This is a genomic window from Lentisphaera marina (assembly GCF_028745505.1).
In the GTDB taxonomy this organism is placed as follows: Bacteria; Verrucomicrobiota; Lentisphaeria; order Lentisphaerales; family Lentisphaeraceae; genus Lentisphaera; species Lentisphaera marina.
In genome coordinates this window covers 1,508,653-1,534,138 of the sequence record NZ_JAQZZL010000002.1, presented here as the reverse complement: position 1 = coordinate 1,534,138, position 25,486 = coordinate 1,508,653, and the positions used below count along the sequence as shown (strand labels likewise).

Here is a 25,486-nt window from a genome sequence, read left to right as displayed (position 1 = left end):
CAAGTAAATCATTTATCACAAATCAAAACAAAGGAGATCTCAATTAAAAACATACTCATGTAGGTCAATTGGTAGACCGCCGGACTGTTAATCCGGATGTTGCTGGTTCAAGTCCAGCCGTGAGTGCTAATGCTCTGTAGTGTAAAGGTAGCACGCCTCACTTTGACTGAGGAAGTTCAGGTTCAAATCCCGACAGAGTAGTTTGAGCGTTTGGCCGAGTGGTTTAGGTGCTGGTCTGCAAAACCAGAAAGGGGAGTTCGATTCTCCCAACGCTCTTTAATTCTTTTGAACTGTTTGCCAAGATAGTATGAGAAGGCAGCCCTCGGCAAAGTCCACTTGCTAGCAGACCTTGCCTGACATTAATTAAGTTACGACCAAAATTAACGGAGAACTGCCATGCCTAAAACTACTATCAGTGTACCTGAAATAACAATTGGAATGGATCTTGGAAATCAAAAACACGATATTTGTGTTTTAAATTCTGAAGGTAAAATCGTCGAACAAGCAAAAATTGAAAATAATCTGGAATCGTTAAGTGTATATTTTTCGAATTATGAACGCCCTCATAAAATCCGAGTAGCTCTAGAAGTAGGAAGTAGCTCTTTATGGATATCGAGCAAACTCAAAAGTATGGGCTTCAATGTAATTGTAGCAAATGCTCGTAAGCTCCGAATGATATGGGACAGCACGAATAAGTGCGATGAAAAAGACGCTGAAAAAATAGCACGGGTAGCCCGAATGGATCCATCACTTTTGTACGGCATTCAACACCGAAGTATGGACTCCCAGCAAATGCTTACAGTGTTGCGTGCTCGTGAGCATTTTGTGAAGATGCGAACCCAAACGATGAATTCATTAAGGGGTATACTAAAGAGTTTAGGAGTTAGTGATCTCCCTAAGTGCGAAGCTAATCGTTTCAGTGAAAAGATGTATGAATATGTAAGTGATGATTTATTGCCAACTTTAGGTGAGATGCTATACGAATGTCAAGAACTGACTGATCGAATAGAGAGGTTGGATGATCGAATTGAACTGATTAGTGAAGAGTCTTGTCCCGAGGCTCAGCACCTGCGGCAGATTCCTGGAGTGGGACCAGTTACTGCCTTGGCATTTGTTTTAACTATTGATGATCCAACCCGTTTTAATAAGAGTCGTGATATAGGTGCTTTTTTAGGCCTAACTCCAAAGCGGGACCAATCGGGAGAAAAAGATAAACAACTAAGAATAACAAAGCATGGAGATAGGTACTTGAGATCATTACTGGTTATTTGTGCTCAACATATTTTTAGCGATAGATCCCCGGATTCTGATTTGAAGAGGTACGGACATCGAATTGCCTCACGAGGTGGTAGCGCGGGGAGAAAAAAAGCAAAAGTAGCCATAGCTAGGAAGCTAGCTGTTTTAATGCATCGACTTTGGGTCAGTGGCGATAATTATGAACCACTCCACAAACAGGCTTTAAAAAAAGCATCATGATTATCCACCAATCCAGCCAACCTCCCCAATATTTCTTATAATCACAATTAAGGAAGAAATTTAAAAAGAAAAGAGTTTATCAAATGTCTTATGCGATGACTGCGGAGCACCAGCTGAACGATAGGTTGGCCAGACCTTGTTGAAAGTTCGTTGCCAAGATTGCAGCATCAAATAGGATACAATCATGCATCGGACTAGGCAGTCCATAAAAGAATGCGAATGGAAGCAAGACAATTTGATGGCATTTGAAAACTGGTTTTCTCAATTCTCAGAAAAATATAACTTCTTGAATTCAACTCATAAGTGCAACACCCACTTTTTTTGTTAAATCAATTCCAGTTAGTTTCTGAAATACTTCATAAGGTGTTTTAAACTTCAAGCATTTTCGAGGTCTATTATTAAGCTTGTGAACAGCAATTTCAACCTCTGAAACATTAACTTTATCAAGAGGCATATTCTTAGGGAAATATTGACGTAGCAAACCATTGGCATTTTCATTCTGCCCTCGCTCCCATGAATGATATGGTTTAGCAAAATAGCTTTTACATTCCAAGATTTCAGAAATACTTTCATGTTTAGCAAATTCTTTCCCATTATCAAATGTTAGGGTATGAACTTGTTCTTTAATGGGTTTTAACAAATTAATGATGGCTTCACTAACTAAAGAAGCCTTTTTTTGAGAAACAGGCAGTGCTAATCGTACTTTTGATTTACGGTCATCCATTGTTACTATTGCGCCTTTATGAGCTTTCCCTATGATTGTATCAAGCTCCCAATCACCAACTCGTTCTCTTTTATTAGCCGCTTCAGGGCGCTGATCTATATCAACTCTGTTGGGAATGCCATTCCTACTGTGTTGGTTACCATATCGCTTACGGTAAGGTTTACCTTGATGTCGAAGCAATTTATACAATTCGCCTCCAGACTGCTTGTCTTTGAGAATGTATTGGTAAATGGTTTCATGATGAAGAGACACTGCCTTATCATCTTTTAATCGACCTACTATTTGTTCAGGGCTCCAATCCATTTCAAGATGTTCATTGATATAAGTCTTAATCTCAACGTTTAACTTAACTGCTTTCGCTTTCTCTTTTTGTCGCCTTTGAGCTAGTTCATTAGCCTGTTTATTACGATATCCACGTTGGCCTATATTACGATTAATCTCACGTGATAACGTACTTGTTGAACGACTGAGCTTTTTTGCTATTTTATTGAGTGATTCGCCTGCCTTTCGCTCTAACTCAAGGTAATGTCTTTCTTCAAGACTCAGGTGTTTATAGGACATGATAGTCTCCTCTGTGTTTAGTTTGGTCACTAATACAGATTACATCTGAGTCTTGTTTTACTCGATATCTTACATACTAGTGACTAACAGAAGTGTTGCACTTACTACTCGAATTCAGCCTTTAATGCAAACCGTAACTTGTAAATGCCTTCTCATGGAAGCTGGTGCTTGGCGTACCCAATGAGGAAGAATTAAGCAGGCGGGACGCCTGCTGAGTTTACTGGTTTTCTATTCTTAAACTTAATCCTGAATGGCGTTTAGTGACTTTTTTGCATGCTTGAAGCAAGGGGGCGTGATCGCTGTAGAGGGTGACCTTCTCTTTGGCGCGTGTTATACCGGTGTAGATGAGTTCTTTGCCGAGTAGGCGTTCGGATTTGTCAGATAGGAGTAGATAGACATTTTTATATTCAGATCCCTGAGATTTATGGATGGTCATGGCAAAGGCGGTTTCGTAATCGGGAAGCACAGAAGGCGGGAAAGCGCGGACTTCGCCATCGGCGTCGGTGAAATAGGCTTTGGGTAGTTGATCATCATCTTCTAGGATGACGCCGATATCGCCATTAAAGAGGCTGATGCCATAGTCATTGCGGGTAATCATAATAGCTCGTCCCAAATAGAGGGAATCATCCAAGCACTTAAAGATTTTTTTACTGATCATTTCATTGAGGTTTTCGGAACCGAAATAACCATTGCGCCCAGCGCAAAGAATGCGGAATTTATTGAGTGCTTCTAGGATTTGTTTGGCTTCCTTTGCAGTACTTTTTTGCACTAGATTTTTGTAATGATTAAAATCTTTTAACAATTCGTTTTTCAGTAGGTTTTCAACTTTTTCAGGAAGCTTGAGGAGTTCTATATCCTGATATTGATCAAAGTAGCCGAGGTCTTCCAGGGGGTGAGGATGGGGGCAGTCATTGACATCTCTTGCGAGATTGCCAATGCCCGAATCGGCGTCAAAACGGAAGCTATGCTCGAGTTTGACCATGATATCCTGAAGAGGGCTCGGGGCTTCTTCAACTTCAATATCGAGATGCTTGTTTAGCTTATTGAGCTGCTGATTAAAAGTCTGAGAAAAAGCATTGATGGATTCGCCGGAAGTTAGGTCGCCTAAGACATTGCCCGTTTCCACGGCTGCGAGCTGATCTTTATCACCAAGTAGAATGACGCGACAATCACTTTGCAGTGCATCGATAATAGAGCGAAAGAGGATGAGAGGAACCATAGAGCTTTCATCAATGAGCAAGATATCTGATGCGGTTTTATTTTGCGTATTGTGCTTAAATCCACCCCCGGGATTAAAGCCCAGGTAACGGTGGATAGTTTGGGCGCAGTCGGGGATTTTTGCTAGAGTACTCGGATCAAAGAGTGCGCTGCTTTCTTCGGAGTTAATAAAGTTTCGGATAGAGCCACCGAGGCGATCGGCGGCTTTGCCCGTGGGAGCGACCAAATCTATATTGGTTGAGGGGTTTTGTTCCAGAAGCAGGGCAAGGATTTTTCCCACTGTGGTGGTTTTACCTGTGCCCGGCCCGCCAGAAATGACGCAAAAGCGGCTGCGCAAGGCCATGAATGCGGCGATTTTCTGCCAATTAATTGCGCCGGTGTTTTTTACGGTGTTTTCAAAAACTTTGTTGACTTGCTCAGTGAGTTCGGAAGAAATTATTTCAGTTTGACCTGCAGTTTCTCTAATAAAATCAGCGACGGCTTTTTCGGCGCGGTAATACTTGTTGAGGTAGAGGAATTGATTGTCGAGGTCTAAAATGAGTGGTAGGGGATCGGCATCAGTGCCCATGACCCGATTGAACTTATTGAGGTCTGCCTCAGTGAGTTGAAAGGAAAGGACTTTGGCCTGATGCTTTTCTTCCTCATCGCTGTAGTCAAGTTTTATTTCCGACAGGGGTAAGACACTATGCTGTTGATTAGCGTAGTAGCTTAAACAAATGGCCAATTCTTCTAGGAGATTTTTGTTCTCTTCATTGAGGTCTGCTTGTTTTTCACAAATGAACTCACTAAAATGACGGTCAATATCGGAAAATATTTTGAGTTCTTTAAGCTTAGACATGGGCAGCTCCTGTGAGGATAAAGTCTTTAAGGTCATTGATTAAGTCAAGGGGGACGCGATCATAGTGCATGCCATAATTAGTGCCGTCTTTAAAGCCGCGGACAAAGGCATAGATGCATGCACCGAAATGGTTTTCATAATCATAGTCCTGCAAGTTGGACTCCAGGTAGAGGTGTAAGGCCAGGGAGTAGATGTGATACTGAAGAAAATAAAAATGCTCACGAACGGCTTTGTTGAGTTCTTCTTCATGGTAATATTCCGATTTTGATCCCAGGTAGTTGCTCTTCCAGTCGACGATATAGAACTTGCCATCATGCTGAAAAGTGAGGTCAATGGAACCATTTAGGTAACCTTCTTCCATATTATAATTCAGATTACTGAGGTCCTGGGCGTAGTCTTGCTTATCCGTTCCTTGGTAATGCTTGCTGAAAATTGCCTGGAGTTTGTGCAAGTTAATATCTTTTACTGGGTAATGAAATTCCAGTTCATCCATGCGTTGCTTGAAAGGGACGGCACTCAGAGAAAAATCACAGTTTTTAAGTTGGGTGCCCAGCACGGTGCGCAGCATATCTTTGCAGTCATTGATTCGTTGAGTAAAGAAGTCTTCGTGATCGGATCGATGGGGGCCGTGGAGGTAATACTTTTTGAGTTTGTCTGAGATGACTTCATCCCACTTTTCTTCACTCTGGAAATTGATGTGTTCAAAGATTTCGTGAATGCATGTTCCCGGCATAGCACCACGGGGGAAAGCAAAGAAGCCCTCGGGGTTTTCTTTTTCATCTTGATTACTAGGTTTGATGCGTTCGTCTTCGTCATTCAGGGGCGCTAGATCAGGAGTGAACTGAACTTTGGCATGGCTACGAATAAGCGCTGAATAACTGCCATCCATCCACAAGGGGAAACTCAGTTCAATTGCTTGAGGTTCTTTGAGTTCCTGCTGTTTTTTAGGCTTGTAGTGACAGCTGCTTAATTCTTTTACAGGGAGCAGTTCTTGAAAGCCAATATTGCTGTTTGAGCCCGCTAGCTTTTGTTCCCAAGCAGAGCGCCGTTCGCCAAGACTTAGGTAAGTAGGGTTTTGCTGAGCAATGTGCGAGCCTTTTAATGTTTCATTGACAAGGTACTCGAAAACGGAGGGGCTTTGATTACTGGAGGAATAGCCCGTTTTTGTTTTTCTTTGATTCGCTACATTCCCCCAGTAGAGGTAGCAGCGATTCGCGGAGCGAGTCATGGCCACATAGAGCAGGCGCAATTTGTCGCCGAGAATTTCACGGCGCCATAATTTTCTGTTTAATTCTCTTTTGGGGCTACTGGGATCTATGCTCAGCATTGCCTGACCATCTTCCTTGTGAAAGGCGAAGTCATTCGCTTTCTTTTTCTCACCATAAGCTTTTTCAGATGTTTCCATGTAGCTTTCCTCCCACATGAAGGGGCAGAAAACGATGGGGAATTCTAAGCCTTTGGATTTGTGGATGGTCATGAGTTTGACCGCATCTTCATCTGTTTCTAGGCGTTGCAGGTACTGCTCATCATCTTTATCTTTAGACTGCATTTTTTCTTTGATGAAGCGGAGTAGACCAGCGGGGCCGAGCCCTTTTGTTTGTTCTTCGGAATGGAGGATTTCCCGTAATTGAAAGAGATTGGCAATGTGTCTTTCGCCTTGATCTTTTTTCACTCCCTCGGTATAGAGATTATGCTTGTCAATAAATTTTTGCAGGCTGCGCAAAAAACCGTGGCGTTCCCATTCTTTTTTGTAATCTTTGAATTCGATGAGGTAATCAAAGCGTTGCTTATCATCAAGTGATTTAAGTTCTTTAGCGGTGAAATTAAAGAAACAGCTCAGCAGTAAAGGAGTGATGGTGGATTCTTTTGGATTGAGTATGACATCTAGAAAACACTCTAAGGCCTGTGCTTCTTCAGTATCAAAGATATTGCCCGATTTTGCGACGACCGCAGGTATACCCGCGCTGTTAAGTAGTTTTTTAATTTCTCTGGCTTGCTTGTTAATATTGACAAGCACACAGATGTCGCCGGGTTTAAGTGGCTCTCTTTCTTCTTGCCCAAAATAGGCCTTGCCATCTTGAGAAAGATTGAGAAGGTTTATAATGTCCTCACTGACGCGCTTTGTCATGAGCGGACGCATAGTTGTTTTTTTCTGTTCTGTCACTGGGTCAAGTTCGTCGGGGATGAGCCAGTGCAGTTGTAAAGCTTCATTGTGGCCTTCTATGATGAGTGGGGTCTTGTCAGCTTTTGCGCCGACGACTTCAAAAGTGATACCCGCTTTTCCGTCTTCCGGTGCATAGGCAAAGGCCTCGTTTTTGCCCTTGAAATCAAAGAAGCTATTGACGGCATCGACCATGCTTTGTTCAGAGCGGTAGTTGTCCTTTAAAGTGTAGGCCTCATCGGCATCATTTTTGGCATTGAGGTAGGCAAAGATATCAGCGCCGCGGAAGCGGTAGATACTCTGCTTGGGGTCGCCAATCATGTAGAAAGCATGCTTTTGTGAGTGCTGAGGATCACCAAAGAGGCTTTTGAAGATCTTATACTGAATGGGATCGGTATCTTGAAATTCATCTACTAATGCGACTTTGAATTTATTGCGGATGATTTGATGCAGTGGGCCATGCGCCCCCTCGTTTTGCAGCTCATCATGTAATTTGTTGATGAGGTCATCAAAAGTGAGGACGTTGAGTAGGTCCTTTTTCTTTTGGAAAGATGCTTGGAAATAAGCTGCAAATGCCGATTTGGAATAGAGGTGGAGTTCCTCTTTAATGAGCTTTTTTTCATCGTTGATTTGTTTGAGCTCTTCAGTTAATTCTTTGTATCCGAGCTCTGAGTCACACAAGCTTTGGCAGCCTCTGAAAAACTCATGATCAGGTCCGCCTTTCGCAGTGATGACTGATTGAGAGAATTTGGAAACTTTACTTTTAAAGCCTTTAGGGAATTTGGGTAATGCAGCCAGTAAACCTGAGATAGTGAGCTCTAATTTTGCGTTGTAATCGACGCCCTTTAGTCCATCCACTAAATCGCTGAGTTCATCTAGAAATTGATTGGACTTCGTTTGATTAATTAATTGGCTTTGCAGATTCTTTAATGGAGCTAGGTAGGTGATGATGTCTCTGTTTAAATCATTGCTGCGACTATCGAGTTTATTGAGTTGGGCAGCTTTAGCTAATGCTTGATCTCGGTTTATGGAGGCCGGAGGGATGAGTTGAATATACTTCGTCAGGTCTTTGAGGTGTGAATAATCCTTTTCTTTAAAGACTTGATCAACATAGCTTTCGGTCCTTATGAAATCATGGATGGCCTCCTCAACGATTTTCTTGTCATCTTGGATGAGTTCCATATCAAAGGTGGAATGACTCTCGAAGGCATTTTCCTTGAGCATGCGTTTACAAAAGCTATGTATAGTAAAGATGGCCGCCTGATCAAAATTAACCAAGGCAAGTTCAAGGAGATGTTTGATGTCTGAGCTAGTATAGAGATCTAGGATGCTCGAAATAGTGGGGTCATCTTTTTCTGCAGATCCGTGATGTTGACTGAGTGCTTGACTAAGGTTTGTGCGAATGCGGTCGCGCAGTTCTTTGGTGGCATCTTCAGTAAAAGTGACCACAAGGATTTCTGAAACCTGTTTGCCCTTGAGGATGAAATGTAGAAAGATATTGGAGATGGAATAGGTCTTTCCCGTCCCCGCACTTGCTTCGATGAGGGTGATACCGGAGTCGCTGATCTTTTCTTTTAAGTTGAGTTCTTTCATTTGTCCTTCGTCCTGCATTATTCCACTTCCTTGGTTTTCAGACTCTCAACAATATTGTAAACAGCCTCGAATGTAGCTGAAGCTGAATCATGGGGGAAATCTTTGCCAAAGCAGACTTTATTTTCAGCTTTAGTACTATCGGCAAAGGGGTTATTATAAGTGTCGTGTGGCCACTTGTCGGCGGCAGCCTGCATGGCTGTGTCATGGTCAGCGGGTGGCGTTTGCTGTCTTTTCTCAAAGTATTCCTGGTAACATTCAGGAAAGAAGTTCAAGGGTTTCCGCAAACCCTCTAAATACAAAGCTAGAATTTCTTCTAAAGCTTTTGAACTTTGAGTTGAGGGCGATAAGTCATGCACATGTTCTTCATTACAGAATTTCAGGTGAAGTTCGGGTCTTTTCTGAATTAAGGCTAAGTAGCTAATGAGTTTACTCATGTAATGTTTTTGCTTATCGGCCCCACAGTGGTAGCTCAGGTAGTTGGAGCTATAAATTTGTGATATGGAACAGTGGAGCTTAAGCTTGTCGGGGGAGGTGAATTTCAAAGTAAAATTTACTTGATCCTCTTCGTGTTCTTCAATGAAAGGCAGGATCTTTTGAGCTAAGTCATTTGATTTGCTGTAGACTTCATTAAAACACTCTTCACCTCTATCGGCATAGGGTAATAGACCATCGGCTAAGACCTGTGCACGGATATGGTTCTCTAATTCTTCTTCGGGAAGCTGTGAAGTGAGGATGTTTGTCAGGATTTGATCTTTCAGCTTCCATTTTTCAAGGCTATCGACTTGTTCGAAAGCTTCAGTTTCAGCTAACTCGCTAATTTCTTCTTTCCAGAGAGCGGTTCCCAATTGGTTTTTAAGGAAAGTTTTTGCGGGGCTCTTAAAGAAATTCGCTAGGTCATTGAGTTGAATATTTATGTAACCCTCGGAATCGCGAATACCTTTGGGGAGCTCAAGTTGATCAGGGCAAAACTCAAAATCACTTTGATCTTTTTGGTGAGCTAGGCTTTGGGCCGCTTGATAATGTAAGCGTGAGAATGATTTGACTTCACTTTGATCATAAAAATAATGGGGATTGAAAACATTGAGCTTGTGTTTTTGAACTTTAAAATCTGAGGTGATTTTGTTTAAATAATCAATGAATTCCGCGAGGATAACCGAGGGCGGAATTTCTTCATTATCCTTGTTGCTTTTCCCTATGTAGGATAAATAAAATTTGTCCCTAGCAGAAATCAGACTCTCGAGAAAGAGGTAGCGATCATCTAGGTTCATGGTACGATCGCCTTGTCGCCAATGACGACTCATGAGGTCAAAGCCCGTGCGTTGGCGATGGCGTGGGTAGGCGCCTTCGTTGAGGCCAATCATGCAGATGACTTTTACGGGGATGCTACGCATGGGCAGAAGTGAACAGAAAGTTATTCCTCTGGAAATAAATCCATGTGAACTATTTTGCTCCTGAAGCGAGGTCTCAAGTGCCTTGATGGCGACATCCGCTTCGAATACTTTATCTGGATCTAGGAACTCAGAATGCTCAGTCATTTTTTGCAGGCTTTGCAAAATGATATAGTACTCATTTTGGCTATCAGGGCTTTTGATGAAGCATTCTTCTAGTGATTTTGCGAAAAAGGCAGACCAATTTAAGAGGTTTAACTTTTCCTTTTCCAGAGTGCTGTGAATTTTAAAAAGTGCGTCGACTGCGGATTTGAATTTTCCGAGTAGTAGCCCATCGCCTGCTACGGGGTAGACAAGTGAATTTTCATAGATCAGAGTATCATCAAAAGCATAGCCAGAGAGGAGGCGATCTAAGCCAAACTTCCAGGAGTTCTGTTCAAATTCAGGTAATCCCCATTCCTTTCTTTGTTTTTCATCTTTAGCCCAGCGTATACGGGTTTCTTCCAACCAAGTTCGGATGGTTCCAATCGCATCAATCTCCAAATTAAAGGCCTCTAAAAATTCCGGACATTCAATGATCTCCAAGATATTATTGGCTGTTAAGCGTGTTTTATGAAGCTTTAGAACTTTGAGGAAACTTGTGACGAGGGGTCTGCTACTGACTTGTTGGTCAGAAATGGAAAATTCTATGGGGTTATCATCTGGGTGTGAAAAGACTCCGGAGATGTGGGGGGCATAATCCTGGATGTTGGGAGCCATGACAACAATATCTTGAGGACGTAGTTCTGGATCACTCTCCAAAACTTCGACTAAATAATCATGGAGAACCTCAAGCTCTCTCCGAGGGGAATGGCATGCGTTAATGCTAATGCTTTTATCGACTGCGAGTTTTGACTCAAATTCGAAACTCATATTTAGAATGCCATTCTGGATACGATGAAGAAGTTTATCTGAAGAAGTTTCTGTGTAGTCTTCTAGCGAATCAAAGTTGGTGTTTTCAATAAGTAAGTTGAGGAAATCGCGTCCCAGCAGTCCCATGGATTTTAGCAGGGAATGAGGGAGGTCAGGGACCTGATTTTCTTCTTCACGGAAAAATATCGAGTCTTTTAATCCCAGGGAAGGATTATTTTCAATGGGGATGCCGGAGAATTGGTCTTTTTTAACATCGCCCCAATACTCCTGGCAAGGATTGAAGTGGTAGAGTGTGACTTGGTGATTTTCGGAGAGCTTTTCAAAGAACGTGATAAAGACTGGTGGCATATTGGTGATGCCAAAGATAGAAATTTTATGAGGCAGTTCTAAGTCGGGGAGAGATTGGAAATCTGACTCAAAGAAATTATTCAGGGCGTTTTGAAAGGAGTTTTGTTCATCCTTGCAGAGAATTTGCCAAAGGTACTTCTGCCATTCTTCATTAGAACTGCCGAGTTCTTTGAAGTTTTGCTTAGCATTGAAACCCTTCTCCCAAGCATTTAACCAATCCTGACGGTAAATCATGTATTCATCTATGAGAGAAGAGAGTTGCTCTGCCAATTGGTAGCGCAGTGAGTTGTTCTTCTTCACGTAGTCATTGATAACGGTGAATCTTTCTTCAACTTGGGGTAGGGTATTGAAAATTCTCCACGTTAGAGATTCGCGATCCCAAATATCTTCTTTAGGGGAGTAGCCGCATTTAACTAGGATTCGGGAGATGAAAGTTCGAATGAAGGGGTAATCAATGCGCGTTGCAATGTTGTTTTTGTCAGCAATTTGTAAGTCCACCCATTTAGCCATGCCACGACTTTGGATGATGACTAAATCATTGGCTTTTGAAAAGAGTTGATCTGGTGAGCTTTTTTCATAAACTAGTGAGTCGGCTAGTCGCGCAGCCAGTGTTTCCAATCGGTTGCTGGCAAAAATTTTCATAGACGATTCCTCCTAGGTAAAAAGTCGGTACATTAACAAGTCAAAAATTTTACTCCTCTTATATCTGATACGCAATACAAAGAGAGTACTAGAAAAGGCTTTTCATGTATTTATCTGCTGATTGGAGATGAAAACTTATCAAATATCGTAGTGAATGAGTTGGGTAGGTGACGCTGCGCTGACGCAACAGAGTTGCAATTTTTAATTTTAAATTCTCAATTTTGAATTGCTGGATCAGCAGTTGAGTCATATAAACCACAGATCGATCAGATGAGACAGATGACGTAACAGAGTTGCTGAGGTGAAGCAAGAGAGTTGAAATTTTAAATTCTCAATTTTGAATTAAAGACAAGAGCAAGCTTGAAAAGACAAATCATCCTCATATAATAATATATGAGTAGTTTTTGTCTAAAGGTCTTGTTATGAAAGAAAAAGCAATTGATATATTCCGCCGTGAGGGTGGGACACTTAGAATGAGCGATGCACTGACGCTGGGGATCAATCGTGCTCAGCTTTATGCTCTACGTGATAGTGGGGAGCTTGAGTGTATTAGTCGTGGTCTTTACCGTCTTCGGGAACTACCCGAACCGTCAGACCTCGACCTCCTAACTGTAAGTTCTCGTTGTCCAGAAGGTGTCCTCTGTCTGATTTCCGCTCTGGCGTATCATGATATCACTACTCAAATTCCTCATAGTGTGTCCATAGCAGTTCTTCGAGGTAGTTGGCGTCCCAAGATTGATTTTCCTCCCGTGGATTATTATCAATTCTCAAAAAAAGCTTACGAAGCCGGAATTGAAACACATAAAATAGATGGAATGGATGTGAAGGTCTACTGTATGGAAAAAACTCTAGTAGACTGCTTTAAATACCGTAATAAAATAGGGCTGGATGTAGTTCTAGAGGCCCTGAAAATGTATAAATTTAAACGGAAGCTACAAGTTGATAAACTAATTGAGTATGCACAGCTTTGCCGTGTAGAAAAAGTAATAATGCCGTACCTGGAGGCCTCGCTATGAGCTCCAGCCAGTTTAAGAATACGGCGCACTCAGTGAAGCAGCGTCTATTGAATAAAGCTCGTGAAGAGAAACGTCCCTTTAATGAAATTTTACAGTACTATGCCATGGAGCGTTACCTCTATCGCTTGTCCTGCTCTGACTATGCGGATCGCTTTATTCTCAAAGGTGGCCTGATGCTGTACGTTTGGAATAGTCCGGTCACACGTCCAACTATGGATATTGATTTACTGGCGTATAGCTCAAACGAGCTAGAAGTACTGAAAGGGATTTTTCAAGAAGTCTGCCAAGTCAATTGTAAAGAAGATGGTTTGAGCTTTGCTGGTGAGCGGATGCAAGCTCTAAGAATTAAAGAAGACGCTGACTACGAAGGCGTGCGTCTGACCTTTTTTTCTTCGCTCGGTACTGCGAAGGTCCGTATGCAGATTGATGTGGGCTTTGGGGATGTTATTCATCCCGGTTTTATCACTGAAACATTGAGTCCCTTACTTAAACTTCCTGCGGCCTCTTTAGCCTGTTATCCTCGAGAGAGTGTCATTGCCGAAAAGCTACAAGCGATGATGGCTCTAGGTATGCTCAATAGCCGAATGAAGGATTTTTATGATATCTTCTTATTAGCTTCCAACTTTAGTTATGAAGGCTCAGTACTGGCAGAGGCTATTTCCAAAACACTACAACACAGAGAGACTGAAGCGGAAGTAGAATTAACCGCTTTTACTGAGGCTTTTACAGATGCTAAACAAGTTCAATGGACGGCCTTTCGACGCAAGCTCAAGCAGGAAGACCTTCCGGCGGATATCAAAGATATTATTAGCCTTATTAAACAATTTATCGGACCCGTGCTAGACGCATTGGTAAAGCAAAAAGATTTTAACGCCACGTGGCCGGTCAAAGGGCCCTGGGCATTTATTGAGAAATAAACTCGTCTGAGACACGCTGTTAATGATCTCGGTGATGATCAAAACTTTCTATAGCAAGTTGTCGACCTTGTTGCCGTAGTTTTTATGTAGAACGCAACAGAGTTGCTGAGGTGACGCAAGAGAGTTGCAATGTTTAATTTTAAATTCTCAATTTTGAATTGCTGGATCAGTAGTTGAGTCACATAAACCACAGATCGATCAGATGTGACAGATGAAGGAACAGAGTTGCAATGTTTAATTTTAAATTCTCAATTTTGAATTGGAACTTGTCAAGTCCTGAAAAATAGTTGTCACAATTTGTTGTTTTGTTGTTTTGTTGTTTTGTTATGCACATTGTCTGTCGTGAACAGTACTTGGGAATGAGTAACCCAAAGCGATGTGTGGACGGCAATTATTATACAAATAGATAGCTTGTTTAATAGCTGTTTTTGCGCTCTTTAGATCATTGAATGTATTTCTCAAATGGTACTCATATTTTAGGATCCCATTAACCCTTTCAGCTTTTGAGTTTTCATAACAATGATTTTCTTCTGTCATACTAATCAGAAGGTTTTTCTTTTTTAGAATATCGACATAGTCATAACAACAATACTGCGACCCCCTGTCAGAGTGATGGATCGGGTGAGAACCTTTAGGTAGATCTTTTAAAACCATTTTCAACGCCTTGATACATCCAACAGCTTCTAAGTTCTCTCCCACATTATAAGCAATGATTTTTCTAGAGTATGCATCAGTAATCAATGCTAAATAAACAAAGCTTTTTACTACTCTAATATAGGTGATATCGCATACCCAAACCTGGTTAGGAGATGTTAAATTCATATCTTTGATGAGGTTTCTATAAACTTTAAAACAATGCCTAGAATCGGTTGTGCGACAGTACTTCTTCTTTCTTTTGATTAATAGTCGCTCTTCACGAGCTATATCGAACAAGCGATCTCGTCCTACTTTTATAGAATTCTCTTTGAAGTCATCCGCTAATATATGATGTAGCTTTCGAACTCCGAGCTCTGACTGGATGCAGCGTTGTTCTTTGATCAGTTCGACTATAAGCTTTTGATCCACTTCTTTTTTAGTGCTAATTGATCTATGTTTATAGAAGTTTTGCCGACTCATTTTTAAATACTCACAGAGTTGCTTAACAGTGAAAGATTTGTTCATTTCTCTGACTCTCCAGACAGCTTCGCATCGACTTTTTTTTTGAATGCGACTTTATCTGACACACCGAACTTATCACACGCTATATCAAAGTAAGCTTTATTCATAACATCACTTATAGCTAGTTCAGTTACTGTTTTCTCTAACTCAGCAATATGCTTTTTAAGAGCTTTAATTTCATCAATATCATTTTCTGATTCCACTTTAATCACCTTTGGTAATAAGTCTGTTCTACCATACTTTTTGACCCAGCCTCTTACTGTACAAGAGCCTGATATCCCATAAGCTTGGCTAGCTTCTCCACAGCTTATAAATTTACCTTTGGAGATTTCGTTTACCACTTTTTGTTTAAATGATTCACTATATCTTATGTGCTGCTTCAGCGGAAATTAGACAGTTAGGCATTTTTTCTTAGCTGAGATTTGTTACATTACTGGCTTATGAAGCTTCTGCAAAGAACTCTAACCTACGAATTTTTGCCTCAGCGAGTTTTCTTTTTCTTTCTTGAATAATACTCACATCTTTACCAATAAGTTTATCGCTTGGAGTAATGAAGCCAATAGAACTATGAAGACGGGTGTTGTTATAGTACTCCACGTACTGCGTGACAACTCTTCTCGCATCCTCTACACTCAAGGGAACTTTTGGCCGGATTGAGCCCTCTTTCAAAGTGTAATGAAAACGTTCTAACTTTCCATTGCTCTGTGGATAATATGGAGAAGTTCTAACATGAGTGAGACCATGGATGGCAATGAATTTTTTGAATTCCTGCCCTGTATACTGAGAACCATTATCAGTAATAATCCTAGGTCTTGCTTCTGGAAACTTCTCCAAAGATCTTTTAACCACTATTTCGGCATCCTGCTCATCCATTGATTCTCGAATTTCCCAATGAAGTAAACAACGACTATAACCATCTAAGACGCCTATAAAGAAGTAAAACCTTTTATTGATCTTCACGTAAGATATATCAGTATGCCAGTGTTCATGAGCTTGTAGTGGTTGCTCAAATCCATTTCCTTTACTGGATTTCTTTGTGGTTTTAGTACGCATAAGCCCTACATCTGATAAAATACGATAAACAGAGGAGCAACTCATATACGCAATATCTTCATCAATCATCATATACGTCACAGCTCGGTAGCCTTCTTGATGATGAGACTGGTAATACTCAATGACAGTTCGTTTTTCATCTTCAGTAATCCAAAAATCCTTGGGTTGTTTACCATTATGTTGATTATCCTTGCCTTCTCGTATTTTCCATTGATAAAATTTACTAGGATGAAGGGCTAAGGTTTTGAGCATACTACGAAGACTGATTTGCGTACGCTCATGCCAACTATACAGGTATTGAACGACCTGATCTCGGATGTTTTTACTAACCCAGTTTCCATTTAGATCAGGCCACGTTTCTTTTTTAAGCTTATATTCTCCGCCACGAGTTCAGCGATAACATCATTTTTCTGTGAAGTAGTCGCTTGGAGTAGTGTATTTTCTTTTTCTACCTTCTTTAAATTACTATCGTTATCCTTGGTGAAGGCTCGAGAACCATTTTCAAAGAACTCTTTTTGCCAACGATAAAATAGCGTCGTTGTAATATTGAGTTCATCACAAATATCAGATACAGGAGTTCGCTCAAGTAGGTGTTTACGAATGGCGACAACTTTCTGGTCGGCACTAAAATAACGGCGTTTTTTAGACATAATTCATTTCCTTTTCGGAGGGTTACAATTTTAAAGTAACTCAACTAAGAAAAAAAGTGATGGGTCCTATTTCAACTGAAGCGTAACACTTATTGTATCTTTCATGGGTTGTTCCTGATTTAGATGACAACCTATATCAGGACAAGACACTAAGAACTAAGAACTAAGAACCAAGAACTAAGAACTAAGAACTAAGGTACTTTTTGTCCGGAAATGCCAAGCCGAGGGATGAAAGTGGGAGTGACTTTGGATATAAAAAAAGCCCCGATTAGAAAATCGGGGCTTGATGATTCTTAGTTTTGCGATTCTAGCAAATTAGTGATCGTCTTTTTTCTTCTTTTTGCTCTTAGTTTTTTTCTTTTTATTGCCAGCTGCTTTCTTTGGATTATCGAGATCCATGTCATCGTCCATATCTTTCATGAGCTTTTTGAGTTTCACTGTGAGCTCTTGAATTTTAGCGGCGTACTCAGGGTTTTTAGCGAGGTCATTCATCTCTTGGGGGTCTTTTGAGGTATTATAGAGACGGCTAACTTTGATGGTTGGGTAAACAATTAATTTGAAATCGCCTTCTTGAATCATGCGCTGCGTATGGGTGTACTTACCATAGATAGGGGCGTACTGAACTTTCTTTTTACCTTCAATAAGGGGCATAACTGAATTGAATTGTACATGCTCAGGTTTTGCGATCTTCGCAAGATCAAGGGTGGTAGCCATGGCATCTTGAAGGTAAATGGGCATGTTGAATTCTTGCTCAGCTTTAATGCCAGGGCCAGAGATGAAGAAGGGAACCTGCATGGAGTGATCATACATGCTTTGCTTACCAACGAGTCCGTGGTGACCAACTGAGAGGCCGTGGTCAGCAGTAAAGATGATGTAGGTATTATCAGCTTTGCCACTTTTTTCGAGGGCTTCAAAAACGCGACCAATTTCACGGTCCATATGTGTTGCGAGTGCGAAGTATTCCTGACGGTGAACTTTAACGGCAAACTCGGTACGAGGAGAGGGCATGAGGCGCTCGTCGCGAAGACCTGTTGGGTTGCAGCCCATTTCTTCGTCGTATGGGTAGTTACTTAGGAAGCTTTCGGGAACTTTGATTGAGTCGAGGGGGTACATGTCGATAAACTCTTTTGGAGCCTGACGAGGATCATGTGTAGCATTGAAGGCAATGTACATAAAGAAGGGCGTGTCATCTTTTGCGGCTTCATTGATGAAGTCTACACCATGATTTGCAGTAACTTCTGACCAGTGAGTTCCACCTTGCCAAAAACCACCATGAGCTGGATCCCAAGGCTTCCAGCCATTGAGATAGTCATCCATATCCTTGGGACGATTGTAGCCTGAGCCCTTGGGCATACCACCGCGAGGATCGCGAACGACGTCAAAGCGAGGGTTGCCAGGAACGTGCCATTTACCCGTCATGTAAGTTTTGTAACCATTGGCTTTCATGATTTCCGACCAATGGGGGAATTCATTAATGCCTTTTTGAGCCTTATTGACAAAGAGACCAGAGTTGAGCATGGCGCGACTAGCGACACAGACAGCTCCACCCCAAGCACCCATGTTATAGGCACGGTTAAAGCTAGCTCCAGAGGCCATCATTTTGTCGAGGTGGGGCGTTTTACAACTGTAGCGTTGCATGGCACCAATAGTGTCGAGACTCATGTCATCAGCAAAGATGAAGAGGAAGTTAGGTTTTTCGTTTTGAGCTTGCAGGCTCAAAATCATTAGGGCGGTACAGAGGCCAGCTAGAAATCGGCTCATTTTTTCTCCTTTTTGGATTTTTTCTTTTTCTTAGATGTTTCTTTGACTTTATGTTTTTCAACTTGATTGGGGTGACCTTGCTTGTGAAGCTTGCTGGGGAAAGTGGCTTTTTTATCCCAGGGATTAGTGCTTAGTTTCGCGTAGGTGGGGTCGGCATCGCTTTCTGGGAAAGTTTCGATGGCCAGGCTCAAGCGGTCGAGAACGGCTTTGTACTCTGGATTATTGATAAGGTTGTTTTGTTCAGCGGGGTCTTTTTCTAGATCAATGAGTTTTTCGGGCTTGCGGTCGGTGCTCACAAAAAGTTTGTAGCGAGCATCACGAACAACGCGATCACGGAAGTAGTAGACGTTCTCAACGCCAGCATCAGTCATGCGTGCGGGCTTAGATCCCATGGCCATAATCCAATCACGATCACTTTTTTCTTTGCCGAGGAAAACTGCTTTAGCCGATTTGCCATCGTAGGTGTATTGCGAGTTGAGTTGAGTTCCTGCGAAGTCCGCAAAAGTTTGATGCATATCGGTGAAATCGACAATAGCCTTAGTTGTTTTACCTTCGGGGATGAGTCCTGGGCAGCTAACAATGAAGGGAGTATTGACGCCATTCTCAGTGGTTTGAGTTTTACCACCTTTGACTTCACGGCCATTCATTTTGTTATTGATGCCACCGGAAGTGCCGTTATCACAAGTCCACACAATAATGGTATTTTCACGGATCTGGAGTTTTTCGAGTTGGTCAATGAGTTTACCGGTAAGTAGGTCAATATAGTGAACCATGGCTTTATGTTTAGCATATTTGTCTTTGACATCAGGTTCGAGGGGAGTGTGAACTAAGGGGCCGTGGGGTAATGTCATGGGGTAATAAATGAAAAAGGGCTTGTCTTTATTTTCGCTGATAAAGTCAAGGACAAACTGATTATAGATATCTGGACCAAATTCACCGGGATAAGTTTTGCTGCCTTCTTTGGTGTGAATGTAGGGATTCCAGTAACGTTGTGTACTAGTTTGTTCATGTTTTTTATCAGTGGAACCTTCGCAACCCGTCCACATGCAATAGTCATCAAAACCATGTTTGACCATAGCGTCGGGGTGAATGCGGAAGTCATTGAGTTGCCATTTACCTGCTACGGCAGTGGTGTAACCAGCAGATTTCATGGTGCGGGCAATAGATGGATTTGATTTCCAGTCATAATAACCAGCGCCCCAGCGTGGAGCATCCCAGTGATTAACCCAACCACTGCGATAGGGGTATTGGCCAGTCATGAAGGCGACCCGACTAGGGGTGCATTGTGGCATTGAATAAGCATTGTCAAATTTAATCCCTTGTGCTGCGAGTTGATCAATACGAGGGGTCTTTATATTTTCTCCCCCATAGCAATTGAGCCATTCTTTGCCTAAGTCATCGAGTAGGACAAAAATGATATTGGGCTTATCACTAGCTTCACGAGCTTGCAGTGTGAAACTGCCAATGAAAATAATGAGTAGTGAGCGCAGTAACATTACTTTTTCTCCTTTTTAGTTTTCTTATTTTTAGGCTTTTTTGCTTTCGCCGTCAAGGGAGAAGACCAGTTTTTTCCTAAGCGTTCAAGTGATTTTGTGCCATATTCGGCACCCTCGAAACTACTTTTAACTGAGTCGTGCCAAGCAATCATATCTTTTTTGAGTTGTTCTACGAGTTCGGGGTTATGAGCCGCGATATCAGATTTTTCTGAGGGATCAGTTTCGAGATTGTAGAGTTCATAAGTTTTTCCTCCATCATAGGAGACGAGTTTGTTTTCATTTTTGTGCCAGACGATGCGCGAGCTATACATGATGCCGATTTCTTTGTCTCTTTTAAAGTCTTCATTATTGATGATTGGCATTAGTGAACGACCATCCAGAGTGTAGGAAGGCTTAGGGTGTTTGATGTCTAAGGCATCGAGAATAGTGGGAAGGTAATCGGATGTGATACAGGGTTCAGTGATTTTTCGAGCTTCTTTGACTTTTGCGGGCCAGACCATGACTGCAGGGACGCGGACGCCACCTTCGTAGAGATCGCGTTTGCGACCACGGAAATGACCTGCGCTACCATTATCAGGGCGCTCTTTACTTTCGGGGCCATTATCGGAACAGAACCAAATCATGGTGTTATCGGCAATGCCTTTATCAGCAAGGTGTTTCCTAAGGCGACCAATTTGCTCATCCATAGCCGTGATGCAACCCGCGTAATTACGGAGGTGAATGGGATGATCTTTGTACATCTCCTGATGACGAGGGCCTGCAACACAGGGGAGGTGAGGCGTGTGGAACCAAACTACGGAGAGGAAAGGCTTTTCTTCAGAAATGGATTGATCGATAAAAGGCAAGACACGGTCCATGATCACACGGCTATCATCGCCTTTGAGGTTATCGTTTACTTTATTACCATCAATGTCCCAGTAAAAGGTTCCATAGGGCTTGCTTTCTTGTCCTTCTTTGACGTATTCCCAACCAAGGTGTTTATTTTCACCTTCTGAAAAAGAAGCGGGGTAAATCATGGGGTCGTAAGTCGGAATTTTTGATTCAGTCACAAAGGCATCGTCATAGCCGTGGAGTTTGGGAGGGTTGAAATCCTTTGTATTGCCAGGTTTACCGCGGTTGGCGTCTTTTTCAGTGTGAGTCAAGGTACCAAGGTGCCATTTGCCGAAGTGACCTGTTGCGTAACCTTGTTCCTTGAGGATTTCTGGGAGAACAAGTTCTTCAGGACGGAGAAAGCCCTGATTGGCAGTTGGAACACCGGTGCGATAGGGATTGCGGCCAGAGAGTACGCTGGCACGAGTAGGGGAACAGACACTGGAAGCTGAATAAAAGCGGTCGAGTTGCAAGCCTTCAGCGGCCATTTGGTCGAGGTGTGGAGTTTTGATGACGGGGCTACCATTGAAGCCAGTGTCTCCCCAGCCAAGGTCATCGGCCATGATGAGGATGACATTGGGTTTACTTGTGTCAGCAGAAATGAATGGGGAAAATAGAGTTGTTGCTGCAGCTAAAAGGAATGGTTTTGTCTTCATGTAGCACCTAATTTTTTATTCAGTTGATACTATATGCGCCTGTGCTTTTAGTCTTTGGATGTCAGAAGAGAAAAAAAATGCTTTTTTTTATAAAAAGTCTCGTTTTGATATCTTTTATGGGAGCAAAATTGTTCAGGACTATGCAGCTAAGCGTCAAAAATCATTTATACGCCGTTCCTTCAGAACGGAAATTCTTCTTAAACATAATTCCTATGGTTAAAGAGACTGTGTGAAAAACATTATCCACATACACTTACTTTAATAAGCTTATATATTATAGCATATAGAATTTTCAGTAACTGCTGTGAGGAATTTATGAGCTTTATAAAAAGAGTGTCACGCGATCAGGTTTTATTATTGCCGGACTGTCTTGATGATTATGTAGACGAAAACAATAAAGTTCGCTTTATAGATGAGTTTGTTAATGGTTTAGACTTGAGAGAATGTGGTTTTATTTATCCCAAAGAAAGAATCGATGGACGAGGTCGACCTGCTTATGATCCAGCCGATTTATTGAAACTGTTTATCTATGGCTATTCTTATGGAATTCGCAGTGGACGTAAACTCGAAAGGTCTTGTAAAGTGAACCTTGAGGTGATTTGGCTCATGGGTAAACTGAAGCCTGATTTTAAAACTATATGTGATTTTAGACTGAGTAATCGTAAGGCCTTTAAAAAGGTCAGTGCCCAATTCACTCTTTTGTGTAGTAAACTTAAGTTGATTTCTGGTGATTTTATAGCCGTTGATGGCACGAGTATCAAAGCCGTAAATAATATAAGTAAAAGCTGGACAAAAAATAAACTGAACTCGGCTCTTAATAAGTACGAACAAGAGGCAGAAAAATATCTAAAGGATTTAGAGGAACTGGATAAGTATCCATCTCCAAAAAAGGAAGATAAACAACAAAAACTAAAAAATTCACTGGTAATAAATCAGAAACTATCTCAAGAATTAACAAAAATCAAAAACCAACTAGAAGCGACGGGCAAAGAGAGCATTAGTTTTAATGACCCTGAAAGTCGCCCGATTAAAAAAGGACGAAAAAGTACAGTCGGTTATAATGTTCAACACGCTGTGGATGATAAAAACTACTTGATTGTCGCAGCTGAAGTAACATCGCAGGTTAATGATCTTGGTTCACTTTATTCAACTTTAAAAGCAACAAGTGATGTTATTGAAGAAGGAAAAGGAAGCAATGTCTTGGCAGATAAAGGTTATTTCAGCAATGAAGATATCAAAGCTTGTGAAGATAATGGCTATACCTGTTATGTTCCTGAACAGGGAGATCCTATGGAAGGTCGAGGCTTATATGGGAAAGACGACTTTATTTACGATAAGCATAATGACAGCTACATTTGTCCTGCGGGAAAAAGCCTTGCCAAATTTCAAAACAAGAAACGAGGAAGCAAACAATTTTGGATCTATAAAACGCCCGAAGCTTGTATCAACTGCTCCCTAAAAGCAAAATGTACAACATCAAAAAGCCGAAGTATTCAACGGTGGGAACACGAATACGTTTTAGAAAATGTTCGAAAAAGGATGAAAGCCAAACCAGGGGTAATGAAACGACGAGCTGCAATTGTTGAGCACCCATTTGGAACAATTAAAGAACATATTCTTACTGGTGGGTATAATCTAACTGGAAAAGAATCTGTACAGGCCGAGACTTCATTGGCACAACTTGTTTATAATTTGAACCGAGTTCTTAATATTATGAAGTTTTCAGAATTAATGTCCTTACTCAAGGATATACAGGGGGTTTTTCTAAAATATATTCACAATCACTTGTTAATCAGTCCTTATTTGAGTATGAAAGTGATGAAATTACTCCTCAGACGAAATAGTTATACAAACTCACTAATTATTCTAGTTTGATACAAAGGCAGATCTTTTTCACACAGTCTCTAAAACCATAGGCTGAGTTATGCTCAGTGCCTATGGCACAATCGTTTTACATCGACAATGGGGAGATCGCAAAGTGATTTTATGCGAGGACTTAAGGCATGAATCTTGTAAGATGTGCTGAGTCGATTACATTCGTTTTTTGATTGGAATTTATGAGAGCTTATTATGCGCGGCCCGAAAAAACTACAGGGACACAAAACTTTAGTGGAGCGAAAATCTACTGGAGCCCATTATACGCCGAGTCGTTTATCGGATTTTATGACGCAGCAGCTTCTCAAGTCTTGGCTAGGAGTCGATAAGCAGAGTTTAGTAAAGGTCTTAGATCCTGCTGTAGGTGATGGTCAATTGATTCATTCCCTACTCAAAGAGCTCATTAAAAAAGGCTTTATAAATATTCATGTCAGTGCTTATGATACTGACTTAGAAGCAATCAGGCATTGTAAACAAAGCCTCATAGCGATGTACCCCGAGGTGAAGTTTAGTTTTTTCAATGAGGACTTTTTAGAGGGTTTTCTCGCTAAAAAAAGAAAGAAAAAATACGATTTGATTATCAGTAACCCTCCCTATGTGAGATCTCAGGAATTGGGTGCTGAACTTTCTCGAGCTTTGGCAAATGAATTTAACTTGTCGGGTAGTTTGGATTTATCGCATGCGTTTATCTTGGCAATGGGGATGTCCCTAAAAAAGACGAGTAAATTTGCTGTACTTGTGAGTAATCGCTTGTTGAGTTTAAAGGGGGCTTGGGCACTACGTGAATACATGGTTGATAATTTTAAGGTAGATCATGTGTGGGATTTTGGCGATAGTAAGTTATTTCAGGCGGCTGTTTTACCTCTCGTGTTTGTGGCAGGTTTGGGGCGCATGAAGTCTGCTTGTCCCTTCACGACGATTTATGAAGACAAATCACATGATTCAAGCAAGCCTTTGGAAATGGATTTGTTTGAGGCGCTAGATAAAGATCAGGTCGTCAATTATCAAGGTATGACTTTGCGAATTACGCAAGGGGATTTAGACTTTGATCAAGGGGAGCATTCGCGTTGGGCGCAAAAAACGGCAATTAAAGATGGGTGGTTACAAGAGGTAGAGAAACATACTTTTTGTCGTTTTGGAGATATCAACAAGATTTCGGTAGGCATAAAAAGCACGGCAGATAAGGTTTTTATCAAACAAGATTGGTTAGCCATGGATGAAAATGAGCGACCAGAAGTCTTGAAGCCCTTGATTACTCATTATGAAGCAGCGCAATATATTGCCGAAGTCAATCCTGCATCATTAGTTTTATATACACATGAATACAGGGATGGGCATAAGCGAGTGATTGAACTGGAAACTTATCCCAAAACAAAAGCCTATTTAGAAGCTCATGCAAAAATTTTAAAAGCTCGAAAGTATTTACAGGAATCAAAGACTCGTCGTTGGTACGAGATTTGGGTGGCTCACGATCCAGAAAAATGGAAGCATGCCAAGATTGTCTTTCGGGACATTTCTGCCAAACCTTTGTTTTGGTTAGATAAATCTGGTGCCGTGGTGAATGGGGATTGTTATTGGTTGTCAAGTATGGGTTTGGAAAATTTGGATATGATTTATCTCGCTTTGGCGGTGGGGAACTCGCGTTTCATTGAGCAGTTTTATGATGCGAAGTTTAACAATAAACTTTATTCAGGTCGTCGTCGCTTTATTACGCAGTATGTGAAAGAGTTTCCTTTGCCCAATCCGCAGGGGGAAATCGCACGAGCAATTATTGACTTAGTTAAAAAGACTTATGATTTGGGAGTTTTTGATGATCGTGTTAAAGAACAAATTAATGATTTAGTCGATCAGGCCTTTGGCGTGTAGTATTGGGGCACAAAAAAAGCCTTGAATAAGTCAAGGCTTTGAAGTGGTGGGGGAAGGATTCGAACCTTCGAAGGCGTAGCCGGCAGATTTACAGTCTGCTCCCTTTGACCGCTCGGGAACCCCACCAGGGGTTTTGAAGTGCCTTATGTTAATTCAGAAAATATTTACTGCAACACTAAAATTGTGATTTTTTAAGTAAATTATTTTGAAATTGTAAAAATTACATTTTTTTCCGTTTTTCTGCTTAGGATACAACTAGAAAAAATACGACTAGTGTATAGTTTATGATAATTTTATACAATTTTTG

General features: G+C 41.4%; 16 protein-coding genes, 4 tRNA genes and 1 pseudogene. 8 read left to right on the top strand and 13 right to left on the bottom strand.

The window, feature by feature from the left end; all coding sequences use genetic code 11:
* The first annotated feature begins 53 nt into the window (after positions 1 to 53).
* From PQO01_RS17135 to PQO01_RS17120, 4 genes are all read left to right on the top strand, one after another.
* A tRNA-Asn gene (locus PQO01_RS17135) sits at positions 54 to 126 on the top strand.
* A gap of 4 nt (positions 127 to 130) precedes the next feature.
* A tRNA-Gln gene (locus PQO01_RS17130) sits at positions 131 to 201 on the top strand.
* Positions 202 to 204: 3 nt separating this feature from the next.
* Positions 205 to 276 (top strand) — tRNA-Cys (locus PQO01_RS17125).
* 120 nt (positions 277 to 396) lie between these two features.
* On the top strand, positions 397 to 1,476 hold the full coding sequence (locus PQO01_RS17120) for an IS110 family RNA-guided transposase (protein ID WP_274315362.1): 1,080 nt from the start codon (positions 397 to 399) through the stop codon (positions 1,474 to 1,476).
* Positions 1,477 to 1,768: 292 nt separating this feature from the next.
* Here PQO01_RS17120 and PQO01_RS17115 read toward each other — a convergent pair whose 3' ends face one another.
* The 4 genes from PQO01_RS17115 to recC form a co-directional block, all read right to left on the bottom strand.
* Positions 1,769 to 2,761 carry an IS30 family transposase gene (locus tag PQO01_RS17115; protein ID WP_274312668.1) on the bottom strand — a complete coding sequence of 331 codons (993 nt, stop codon included), beginning with the start codon at positions 2,759 to 2,761 and terminating at the stop codon, positions 1,769 to 1,771.
* Positions 2,762 to 2,978: 217 nt separating this feature from the next.
* The gene (gene recD / locus PQO01_RS17110) at positions 2,979 to 4,817 is read right to left on the bottom strand and encodes an exodeoxyribonuclease V subunit alpha (protein ID WP_274315360.1); all 1,839 of its coding nucleotides are present in this window, start codon (positions 4,815 to 4,817) and stop codon (positions 2,979 to 2,981) included.
* Positions 4,810 to 8,589 (bottom strand): exodeoxyribonuclease V subunit beta, encoded by a 3,780-nt coding sequence (gene recB, locus PQO01_RS17105; RefSeq protein ID WP_274315359.1) that lies wholly within the window; start codon positions 8,587 to 8,589, stop codon positions 4,810 to 4,812. Before recB ends, recD begins: the two co-directional genes overlap by 8 nt.
* Complete coding sequence (recC, locus tag PQO01_RS17100) at positions 8,589 to 11,861, bottom strand: exodeoxyribonuclease V subunit gamma (RefSeq protein ID WP_274315358.1); 3,273 nt, start codon at positions 11,859 to 11,861, stop codon at positions 8,589 to 8,591. Before recC ends, recB begins: the two co-directional genes overlap by 1 nt.
* A 422-nt stretch (positions 11,862 to 12,283) precedes the next feature.
* On the opposite strand from recC, the gene PQO01_RS17095 reads away from it, so the two are divergent.
* Positions 12,284 to 12,877 carry a type IV toxin-antitoxin system AbiEi family antitoxin domain-containing protein gene (locus PQO01_RS17095; RefSeq protein WP_274315356.1) on the top strand — a complete coding sequence of 198 codons (594 nt, stop codon included), beginning with the start codon at positions 12,284 to 12,286 and terminating at the stop codon, positions 12,875 to 12,877.
* A complete protein-coding gene (locus tag PQO01_RS17090) occupies positions 12,874 to 13,794 on the top strand; it encodes a nucleotidyl transferase AbiEii/AbiGii toxin family protein (RefSeq protein WP_274315354.1) in 921 nt (306 codons plus the stop codon). Before PQO01_RS17095 ends, PQO01_RS17090 begins: the two co-directional genes overlap by 4 nt.
* A gap of 324 nt (positions 13,795 to 14,118) precedes the next feature.
* Here the strand turns inward: PQO01_RS17090 and PQO01_RS17085 are convergent, their stop codons facing one another.
* The 8 genes and pseudogenes from PQO01_RS17085 to PQO01_RS17055 form a co-directional block, all read right to left on the bottom strand.
* Positions 14,119 to 14,955, bottom strand: a complete 837-nt coding sequence (locus PQO01_RS17085) for an IS3 family transposase (protein ID WP_274315072.1) — start codon at positions 14,953 to 14,955, stop codon at positions 14,119 to 14,121.
* Entirely contained in the window at positions 14,952 to 15,155 is a 204-nt protein-coding gene (locus tag PQO01_RS17080; protein ID WP_274315352.1) for a hypothetical protein, read from the bottom strand. Before PQO01_RS17080 ends, PQO01_RS17085 begins: the two co-directional genes overlap by 4 nt.
* Before the next feature lie 42 nt (positions 15,156 to 15,197).
* Positions 15,198 to 15,293 (bottom strand): annotated as a pseudogene (locus PQO01_RS21560) (transposase); the annotation flags it as partial.
* Between the two features lie 97 nt (positions 15,294 to 15,390).
* Complete coding sequence (locus PQO01_RS17075) at positions 15,391 to 16,299, bottom strand: IS3 family transposase (RefSeq protein WP_274314052.1); 909 nt, start codon at positions 16,297 to 16,299, stop codon at positions 15,391 to 15,393.
* Between the two features lie 47 nt (positions 16,300 to 16,346).
* Positions 16,347 to 16,655 (bottom strand): transposase, encoded by a 309-nt coding sequence (locus tag PQO01_RS17070; RefSeq protein ID WP_274312221.1) that lies wholly within the window; start codon positions 16,653 to 16,655, stop codon positions 16,347 to 16,349.
* Between the two features lie 315 nt (positions 16,656 to 16,970).
* Positions 16,971 to 18,416, bottom strand: coding sequence for a sulfatase family protein (locus tag PQO01_RS17065; protein ID WP_274315350.1), 1,446 nt, complete (start codon positions 18,414 to 18,416; stop codon positions 16,971 to 16,973).
* Complete coding sequence (locus PQO01_RS17060; RefSeq protein ID WP_274315348.1) at positions 18,413 to 19,912, bottom strand: sulfatase-like hydrolase/transferase; 1,500 nt, start codon at positions 19,910 to 19,912, stop codon at positions 18,413 to 18,415. Before PQO01_RS17060 ends, PQO01_RS17065 begins: the two co-directional genes overlap by 4 nt.
* A complete protein-coding gene (locus PQO01_RS17055) occupies positions 19,912 to 21,438 on the bottom strand; it encodes a sulfatase family protein (RefSeq protein WP_274315346.1) in 1,527 nt (508 codons plus the stop codon). The genes PQO01_RS17060 and PQO01_RS17055 overlap by 1 nt, the downstream gene beginning before the upstream one ends.
* A 315-nt stretch (positions 21,439 to 21,753) precedes the next feature.
* On the opposite strand from PQO01_RS17055, the gene PQO01_RS17050 reads away from it, so the two are divergent.
* Positions 21,754 to 23,313, top strand: coding sequence for an IS1182 family transposase (locus PQO01_RS17050; protein WP_274312601.1), 1,560 nt, complete (start codon positions 21,754 to 21,756; stop codon positions 23,311 to 23,313).
* 195 nt (positions 23,314 to 23,508) lie between these two features.
* Entirely contained in the window at positions 23,509 to 25,179 is a 1,671-nt protein-coding gene (locus tag PQO01_RS17045; RefSeq protein WP_274315345.1) for an Eco57I restriction-modification methylase domain-containing protein, read from the top strand.
* Between the two features lie 44 nt (positions 25,180 to 25,223).
* On the opposite strand, the gene PQO01_RS17040 is transcribed toward PQO01_RS17045, so the two are convergent.
* Positions 25,224 to 25,305 (bottom strand) — tRNA-Tyr (locus PQO01_RS17040).
* Positions 25,306 to 25,486: the final 181 nt, after the last annotated feature.

Coding starts and splice junctions, on each gene's coding strand:
- PQO01_RS17115 (WP_274312668.1), bottom strand. CDS start 2,761: ATGTCCTATAAACACCTGAGTCTTGAAGAAAGACATTACCTTGAGTTA.
- recB (WP_274315359.1), bottom strand. CDS start 8,589: ATGCAGGACGAAGGACAAATGAAAGAACTCAACTTAAAAGAAAAGATC.
- PQO01_RS17085 (WP_274315072.1), bottom strand. CDS start 14,955: ATGAACAAATCTTTCACTGTTAAGCAACTCTGTGAGTATTTAAAAATG.
- PQO01_RS17055 (WP_274315346.1), bottom strand. CDS start 21,438: ATGAAGACAAAACCATTCCTTTTAGCTGCAGCAACAACTCTATTTTCC.
- PQO01_RS17065 (WP_274315350.1), bottom strand. CDS start 18,416: ATGAGCCGATTTCTAGCTGGCCTCTGTACCGCCCTAATGATTTTGAGC.
- PQO01_RS17090 (WP_274315354.1), top strand. CDS start 12,874: ATGAGCTCCAGCCAGTTTAAGAATACGGCGCACTCAGTGAAGCAGCGT.
- PQO01_RS17095 (WP_274315356.1), top strand. CDS start 12,284: ATGAAAGAAAAAGCAATTGATATATTCCGCCGTGAGGGTGGGACACTT.
- recD (WP_274315360.1), bottom strand. CDS start 4,817: ATGTCTAAGCTTAAAGAACTCAAAATATTTTCCGATATTGACCGTCAT.
- PQO01_RS17045 (WP_274315345.1), top strand. CDS start 23,509: ATGCGCGGCCCGAAAAAACTACAGGGACACAAAACTTTAGTGGAGCGA.
- recC (WP_274315358.1), bottom strand. CDS start 11,861: ATGAAAATTTTTGCCAGCAACCGATTGGAAACACTGGCTGCGCGACTA.
- PQO01_RS17050 (WP_274312601.1), top strand. CDS start 21,754: ATGAGCTTTATAAAAAGAGTGTCACGCGATCAGGTTTTATTATTGCCG.
- PQO01_RS17060 (WP_274315348.1), bottom strand. CDS start 19,912: ATGTTACTGCGCTCACTACTCATTATTTTCATTGGCAGTTTCACACTG.
- PQO01_RS17120 (WP_274315362.1), top strand. CDS start 397: ATGCCTAAAACTACTATCAGTGTACCTGAAATAACAATTGGAATGGAT.
- PQO01_RS17070 (WP_274312221.1), bottom strand. CDS start 16,655: ATGTCTAAAAAACGCCGTTATTTTAGTGCCGACCAGAAAGTTGTCGCC.